The organism is Aminobacter sp. AP02 (genome assembly GCF_003148805.1).
GTDB lineage: Bacteria > Pseudomonadota > Alphaproteobacteria > Rhizobiales > Rhizobiaceae > Aminobacter.
The window spans coordinates 1-7,616 of record NZ_QGGX01000050.1 but is presented as its reverse complement, the minus strand read 5'-3'; the positions used below and the strand labels follow the sequence as shown (position 1 = coordinate 7,616).

At 61.3% G+C, this 7,616-nt stretch carries 3 protein-coding genes; all 3 read left to right on the top strand.

From position 1 onward, the window contains the following. Positions 1–529: 529 nt before the first annotated feature. Positions 530–5,203, top strand: coding sequence for a putative Ig domain-containing protein (locus C8K44_RS26910; protein ID WP_158282819.1), 4,674 nt, complete (start codon positions 530–532; stop codon positions 5,201–5,203). A 299-nt stretch (positions 5,204–5,502) separates the two neighbouring features. Further along, positions 5,503–5,634 carry a hypothetical protein gene (locus C8K44_RS28210; RefSeq protein ID WP_281063013.1) on the top strand — a complete coding sequence of 44 codons (132 nt, stop codon included), beginning with the start codon at positions 5,503–5,505 and terminating at the stop codon, positions 5,632–5,634. A gap of 229 nt (positions 5,635–5,863) precedes the next feature. Then, on the top strand, positions 5,864–7,108 hold the full coding sequence (locus tag C8K44_RS26905; protein ID WP_109578822.1) for a CAP domain-containing protein: 1,245 nt from the start codon (positions 5,864–5,866) through the stop codon (positions 7,106–7,108). Positions 7,109–7,616 lie beyond the last annotated feature (508 nt).

Here is a 7,616-nt window from a genome sequence, read left to right as displayed (position 1 = left end):
GCAACCAAGCGGCCTGTCCGCATCCACCTCGCGCTTCCCATCGGCGGCCGCGCCAACGCCGACATCGGCCGCAGATCGAAATTTCCATAGCCGTTGACTGTGGCCCGCGGGTTCCTTCCTCGGGGACTTTCGTACGCCCGCCGGCGCCCGAAACTCATCACGGAAGCTGTCGGTCCGGTTCCGAAGAGCAAGGCTGATAAAGCAGACATCCACAGCGCGTTCGAAACATGAAGTACCGTTTCGAATCTCCTCCGGCGCGCCACGCCCGATGATGATGGACCCGCTAACGCCGCATATTTCGCATCGTCGCCCTCCCCTTTTTTAAGCGAAGTTTATCACCAACTGCGCCGTAGGATTGTATTGCCTCGTGTTTCATGCCAGTGGCCGGCGAAGACGCAGAACGGGCTGGCCGCGACGTGGGATTTTCCCCCTCGTGGCATTCTGTGTGAATAGGGGCGGGACAATGTATAAGCAATGGCTTGAAAAGTCGTGCGCTTCGCGCGGGCATCGCGCCAAGCCGGCGTTTTTTTTGTCATTTCTGACCTTGATCTGGCTGATCGTCCTGTGGCCGGTGACGGCAGCCCAGGCGGCTTGTACCTCACCGCAGACCGCGACTATAACCTCGGGCGGCAGCGTAACCTTTACTTGTGCATTCTGGGGCTATACGGATAGCCACCCGTTATTACCATCCCACGGTGATATTTTAATTAGCGGTTCCTCCCTCACTTACACCAACCACGGGGATGGGGCGACATCCGACACGTTCATCCTTACAGAAGCCGACACCGGCAATCCGACTGTTACCTTCAACATCACGATCAATCCGTCGACCTCTCCGCTGACGGTCACGCCCGCAAGCGTTGCGACGCCGGTCATCGGGACATCCTATAATCGGGCACTCAGCACGGGTGGCGGAACCGGCCCCTATACCTATTCGCTCGTGGCAGGCAGCAACCTGCCGCCCGGCCTCACCCTTTCCTCCGCCGGCGTCATCTCCGGCACGCCGACCGGCTCGGGTCCCTACAACTTTACCGTCCGCGTGACCGATTCGACGACGCCGACGGCCAATACGCTCGACAAGGCCTACAGTGTCGCCATCGCTGCGCCTGCCATCGAGGTGACGCCTGACAGCCCGCCGGACGGCGGTGTCGGCATGGCCTACAGCGTGCAGTTTTCGGCAAGCGGCGGCACCCCGGGTTACACCTATAACCGCGACAGCGGCAGCCTGCCCCCGGGCTTAAGTCTCTCAGGCAGCGGTCTCCTGTCCGGCACACCATCGGCGGTCGGCAGTTCGACTTTCAAATTGAAGGTCCAGGACAGCACCACCATCTCGACCGGCGGCGTGCACTTCCTCTTGCAGGACGTTACCGTCACCATCAATGCCTTCCCCCCGGTGTCGCTGACGCCGGCAAGCGGCACGGCGCTTTCGGCCGGCGTGGTGGGAACCTCCTACTCCAACGCATCGATCTCGGCGAGCGGGGGGTCGGGTACGATCAGCTATGCGGTGACCGCCGGCGCGCTGCCGGCAGGCCTCAGCATCAATGCATCGACCGGCGCGATCACCGGCACACCCACAGTGGGTGCACTCGGAACCGCGAATTTCACGGTGACGGCGACGGCCGCGACCAGCGGCGCGGCCAGCGCCAGCTATTCGATCACGGTGACGGCGCCCCCCGTGGTGCTGACGCCGACAACCGGCACGGCCCTGACCGCCGGCGTGGTCGGCTCGTCCTATTCGAATACGTCAATTTCGGCGACGGGTGGTGTCGGAACGATCACCTATGCCGTAACCTCCGGCTCGGTGCCGGCGGGGCTCACCTTCAACACATCGACCGGTGCGATAACGGGCACGCCAACAGCCGGGGCGCTTGGAACGACGAACTTCACGGTGACGGCAACGGCCGCAACAACCGGGTCGGCCGCCGCCAGCTATTCGATCACGATCACCGCTCCGCCCGTGGTGCTGACGCCGACGACCGGCACAGCCCTGACCGCCGGTGTAGTCGGCTCGTCCTATTCAAACGCGTCCATTTCGGCGACCGGCGGTGTCGGCACGATCACCTATGCCGTAACCTCCGGCTCGGTGCCGGCGGGGCTCACCCTCAACACATCGACAGGTGCGATAACGGGCACGCCGACAGCCGGGGCGCTTGGAACGACGAACTTCACGGTGACGGCAACGGCCGCAACGGCCGGGTCGGCCGCCGCCAGCTATTCGATCACGATCACCGCGCCACCTGTGGTCCTGGCCCCGGTCGGCGGTCCATTGACATCAGGCACGGCGGGTGTCGCCTATTCGACCACCGTTTCGGCAACCGGCGGCGTGGGAACCATCACCTATGCCCTTACGGCAGGTGCGCTTCCGCCAGGTCTCACCGTGAACACGTCGACCGGAGCAATCAACGGCACGCCGACCGCTATCGGCACGTTCAATTTCACCATTACAGCGACTGCCGCGACAAGCGGCTCGGTTGCAGAGGCATATCAGATCACGACCGTCGGGCCGCCACTGAATCTCTCGCCGGCGTCAGGCACTGCGTTGACCGGCGGCGTTGTCGGTTCGGCCTATACGGAAACGTCGATCTCCGCGAGTTCCCCCTTGGGTGGGGTTACCTTCTCAGCAAGCGGACTTCCGGACGGCCTGGCGATAAACGCTTTAACAGGCGAGATCACAGGCACGCCAACGGCCGCCGCCCTTGGCACCGCAAGCGTCGACGTCGCGGTAATGTCGATGTTCGGCAACGTCGAGCAAGCCACCTATCCGATAACAATTGTGGCGCCATCGGTGGTGCTGACGCCGACGACCGGCACGGCCCTGACCGCCGGTGTGGTGGGCTCTTCCTACTCGAACACGTCCATTTCGGCGACGGGCGGTGCCGGAACGATCACCTATGCCGTCACCTCCGGTTCGGTGCCGGCGGGGCTCGCGCTCAACACATCGACCGGTGCGATAACGGGCACGCCAACAGCCGGGGCGCTTGGGACGACGAACTTCACGGTGACGGCAACGGCCGCAACGACCGAGTCGGCCGCCGCCAGCTATTCGATCACGATCACCGCGCCGTCGGTGGTGCTGACACCCGCAACCGGTTCGGCGCTTTCGGTCGGGACGGTCGGTGTGGCCTATTCGGACACTTCGATTTCGGCGAGTGGCGGCGTGGGGACGATCGGCTACGCCGTGACGAGCGGTGCGCTTCCCGCAGGGCTGAGCCTCAACGCATCGACCGCTGCGATCACGGGCACACCGACCGCCGGAGGCTTTGGCACGGCGACTTTCACCGTGACGGCCGCGGCAGCGACATCGGGTTCCGCGGCGGCGAGATACACGATTGCCGTGGGGGCTACTGCCGTGGTGCTGACGCCGGCCACCGGTTCAGCGCTTTCAGCCGGTACGGTCGGTTCCGTCTATTCGGACACCTCGATTTCGGCGAGTGGCGGCGTGGGGACGATCGGCTATGCGGTGACGGCCGGCGCACTCCCTGGCGGCATGGGCCTCAATGCCTCGACCGGTGCGATCAGCGGCACGCCAACGGCAAGCGGTGATTTCTCCTTCACCGTTACGGCGACGGATACTGTCGGCACGAGCGGTTCGGCCGGCTATTCACTGAAGATCGAGCCGCTCAAGGTGACATTCGTCTTCACCCCGCCAGGCGGCGCGTTGGATGAAGCGATGGCAGGCGAAGACTACCGCCAATCGATCACCGCAAAGGGCGGAACGGGGGCGCTGATCTACAGTGTCGTTTCGGGCAGCTTGCCGAAAGGCCTGGTGTTGAACATCTCGACCGGCGAACTCACTGGCCCGCTTTCCGTCGACGCTGCCGGCACGCATAGCTTTGCCATTGAGGTGCGCGATGGCACTGGTGCTACCGGCAAGGCGACGTTCACCTTGCCTGTGACGCGACGGGCAGCCACGGTTGCCAACCTCATCGTGGATGTCCCGGCCGGTGAGACGCCTGCAAATGTGTACCTCAACCGCGGTGCGACGGGCGGTCCGTTCACGGGGGCTGAGCTTGCCTTTGTCGAGCCGGCGAATGCCGGCACGGCGACGATCATTCGCGGCGAGGTGGCGGCGGTTGGTGCTGCCGCAGCCCCTGCCGGTTGGTATTTGCAATACAAGCCCGATCCCGCCTATTCCGGCGAGGTGCAGGTCGGCTACAGGCTGATCAGCGCGCTCGGTACGTCCAATACCGGGGTCGTCACCTACCGGCTGGCGCTTGATGCGGACAGGGTCGCCGAGGACATCGATGCATTGGTACGTGGCTTCGTCGAGACGCGGCAGAACATGATCTCCTCGGCCATCAAGGTTCCGGGGCTTCTGGAGCGCCGCCAGATGGAGGCGGCGACCGATCCGGTCACCGCGCGCATGATGCCGTCGGAGGAGGGCATGGAGGGGAGCGTTTCCACCAGCCTGCGGCAGATAGAGGCGACGCGCGACAATGCCGACGGCGTTAGTGCGGCCGCCTCGCCGTTCAACATCTGGATCGACGGCACCTTCCTGGTGCACAACCGGGATAACAGTGATGGTCGCTGGGGCAGCTTCGCGATGATCAATACCGGCGCCGACTATCTCCTGACGGAAACGGTGCTTGTGGGTCTGTCCTTCCACTATGACCGGATGAGCGACCCGAGCGATGTGGATGCAGAACTGACCGGCAACGGCTGGCTAGTGGGTCCCTATGCCTCGTTCGAGATCGCCCGCAACATCTTCTGGAACGCCAGCCTGCGTTACGGCGGCTCATCCAATGATATCGACACGGCGTTCTGGGACGGCACGTTCAACACGACACGCTGGCTGGCCGACACCGCACTCGAGGGGCAATGGGATATCGACGAAGCGACGACCTTCACGCCGAAACTGCGTATCCTGTATTTCTCCGAAAGCGTTGACGACTACATGGTTCGAAACGATGCCGGGGATACGGTGGATATCGGAGGGTTCGACGAGGAGCAGTTCCGTGGCAGCCTGGGAGCGGAGATCGCACGGTCGTTCACTCTGGAAAACGGCACGCAAATGACACCGAAGCTGGGCGTGACGGGCGGCTACTCGGGCCTCGATGGGTCGGGAGCCTTCGGCTCGCTGACGGCTGGGGTTTCCTTGCAGACCGCGGACCTGTGGATGCTGGACCTGAGCCTGCTGCTCAACGTCGCCGACGGCGGCGAGACATCCACAGGTGGACGCGTGCGGGCTGCAAAGCAGTTCTGAGGAGCGCAATCCCGTTTCGACAGGATGAGACGGAAGCGCCGTTGGCATGTCACCGCGAACTGAGAACTGCCGCCATGCGAATGTGGAACGGTATTTTTCCCCGCTGCGCTCCAATGTGCTGGCGGTAGCAGGCGGGGAAGTTCGAACTGACAAACATGTGCGCGGTGCGGCGCGTTGCTGACTGGCGGTTTGGGGACCGATTCCAGACGGGCGGCTATCAGGCACCGACGGCGGGATAGCTGCCATTGGTCGGGAAGCGATCAGCGCGACCGCGACCGACCCCCTCGCGGACGTTTACTATGGCCGTGCTGCCCGACACCGACACCATCCTGGCCTTGCTGCCAGATTGGTTCGAAGACTACTGTGAATCCCATCCGCACTCAGGACTGAACTTCAAATCGCCGCGCGAGTTCATCCGCCTCAATGCTTAAACCCAACCGCCGACTGTCCGGTCAAAACAGGGTGCGCTTCAGCCCCAAATGCCTTTGTTCAGCGATGCGCGCAAGCGCCACGTGCTGTGACAACCTCGCGCTGCAGTAAAAACTGCTGATAGTTTTGCTGCTCGAACGAGCGTAAACTACCGCCATCGATATCCAGCCAAATCTACCAACGCATGAATTTGACGCAAGAAAGTTGATCGCGCCTACCGTGGGGGGCTAAATGTGGAACACTACAGAACTAACCCTCGCAATCCTGACAGTTGCCATACTGGCAGCACTGGTGAGTGGGAACGCTGAAGCCGCGTGCGATCACAGGCCATCTCTTCCAGAGCCGTTGTCGATCGATTCCACCGCCAACTCAATAAAGCTCAGATGGACTCCGAACGGTGACGCACGGTTTTTCGATCTTAACGTTACGCAAAAATCCAACAATGTGCCTATCGTTAGTATCACTGGCGGTCTCGAAAATCAGCGTCGCTTCGACGTAAACAATTTGCCACCGAACGAAGAATTCGAGGTTTCGTTCACGCCACGCACAGAGGCTGGCTCCGAAGGCTGCATAGCAGCATTCTTAATCCGTGTTGTAGTTAGAACACAAGTGGCGGCACCAACTGGGGCTGGCACGGGTACGGGCTCAGCTGGGCCAGGGGCGAGTTCTGGCGGGTGTTCAGGCCTTGCTGGGGAAGACTTGGATATCTGCAACGAGCACAATGTGTATCGCGCTAAACATGGCGTGCCGCAATTAACCTGGTCAGCAGACCTTGCTAGGAATGCGCAACAATGGGTCGATGGCTGTCATAAGGCTAAGAACACTAACAACGACGAGTATTTTTGTCATCAGAGCTCTACGTTCGGATGCGGGACCGATACAAACTATCGCTTTGGAGAAAATCTTTCATTCGGCTGGCCAAGCCGTAGCGGGAAAGAGGCTGCGCGGCAATGGTATTGCGAATGGAATGTTTACAATTTTGACAATCCCTCTCCGAAGTTGGCTGGAGAAGATGATAGCGGCACGGTTTTTGGGGACACATGCGACCCTGCGAACAACCCCAAAAAAGTTACAGGACACTTCACTCAAGTTGTTTGGCGGGCGACAACGAAGATCGGTTGCGCCAAAAATACCTGCTCGCAAAATGGAAATGAAGGCACCCTCTGGGCTTGCGAATATGACCCTCCAGGCAACTTCAACGCTGGTGAACCTGGCGTCCTGAACCAGAACGTACCGAAAGCTATACAGGGCCTCGCTCCCATGATGGCGGCGGAACGAAGCGCCTCGCGCCAGACGACCACGGCAATAATCTCGGATGTAGACCTTTATGATATTCCGGGCGGGGTTGGAAATGTGATTGGCATTCTTAGACAAGGACAAACCCTGCCCCTCTACGAATGCCAAGCTGACGACTGGTGCAGGGTCGAAGGCGGCTGGGTTTGGGGTGCTTTTCTCGTGCGCAGTCACGTTCATTAGACCTAGCAAGCTACCCGAAGCCAGGCGCGGGTTCGTGCTTCTTTCTGCGCCGCTGGGTGGATCGCTGAGGGAGGCCACCGAATGCCTCGCGATGCTTCCGGTGTATTGGCAAAGATCAGCGATCCACCCATTGCAGCCTTTTAGAATTAGCTAATGTCTGAATTTTCAGGATTTCCGGCGTGAGCTCGCGTGCTGATCAAGCGTATAAGGAGGCGCAAAGGCGCGACTTCCTTCGATGGCGAAGGGTCGCGTGGGAATGCGCGGCATGGCAGGCGCGCCGACATGGGCCATTCCTGGAATGAGGCGGCGGCGACTGCCTTCATTCCGTGGCTGCTGGTGGCGTGACTGGACAATCAGTTACGCTGATGCCCCAAGATCTCACCGATCGGCATAGGTGGCTGCTTTCGACCCCGTGCACGAACCCGCTACGCGGGAGGGGTGCCAAGTACTGTGATGTGTTTGGTCTTGAGCGAGTAGAAGGCGCGACCTGACGATGGAGTTCCTTTCA